The organism is Alcanivorax sp. HI0083, from assembly GCF_001635175.1.
Genome location: NZ_LWFX01000178.1, coordinates 1 through 793, shown reverse-complemented (window position 1 = coordinate 793; position 793 = coordinate 1). Strand labels below are relative to the sequence as shown.

The window sequence follows — 793 nt, the reverse complement described above, 5'->3', positions numbered from 1 at the left end:
AGCGAGCCGGACGTAAAACGGCTGGCGGCCTGTGATGTGGTGTTCTTCGCCACGCCCCATAACGTGGCCATGCGCATGATGCCTGAGCTGATGGACGCCGGGGTGCGGGTGGTGGACTTGTCTGCGGATTTTCGTCTGCGCGATCATGAGCTCTGGAGCGAATGGTATGGCGAGCCCCATGCTTGCCCGGAGTTGCTGGCGGATGCGGTATATGGCCTGCCGGAAGTGAATCGGGAGAAAATTCGTGATGCCCGGCTGGTGGCGTGCGCCGGCTGCTATCCCACCTCGATTCAGCTGGGCTATCTGCCATTGCTGGAAAAAGGCTGGATCAAGCCGGACCAACTGATTGCCAACGCGGCCAGTGGTGCCAGTGGCGGCGGCAAGGGTGCCAAGGTGCCCATGTTGCTGGCGGAAGCCGGGGAAAGCTACAAGGCCTATGGCGCCAGTGGTCACCGGCACTTGCCGGAAATTGAGCAAGGACTGGGTGATATTGCGGGTGCCCCGGTAAGCGCTACATTTGTTCCACATCTTATCCCCATGATCCGTGGTATTCATGCCACACTCTACGGCCAGCTCACCGAGTCGGCGCCGCCACTGGAAGAGATCCAGGCCGCATTCGAGGCCCGTTATGCCGATGAGCCTTTCGTGGACGTGATGCCGCTGGGGAGTCATCCCGAAACGCGCTTTGTGAAGGGCGCCAACATGTGTCGGCTGGCGCTGCACCAGCCCCGTGGTGAGAACGTGATTGTGGTGCTGTCGGTGATCGATAACCTGGTGAAAGGGGCGTCGGGCC

The 793-nt window shown here is 61.2% G+C and carries 1 protein-coding gene; it reads left to right on the top strand.

Features of this window, described 5'->3' with window-relative positions; genetic code table 11:
- Positions 1 to 793, top strand: a 793-nt coding sequence (gene argC, locus A3754_RS01905; RefSeq protein ID WP_063518702.1) for an N-acetyl-gamma-glutamyl-phosphate reductase, incomplete at both ends; no start/stop codon positions are given.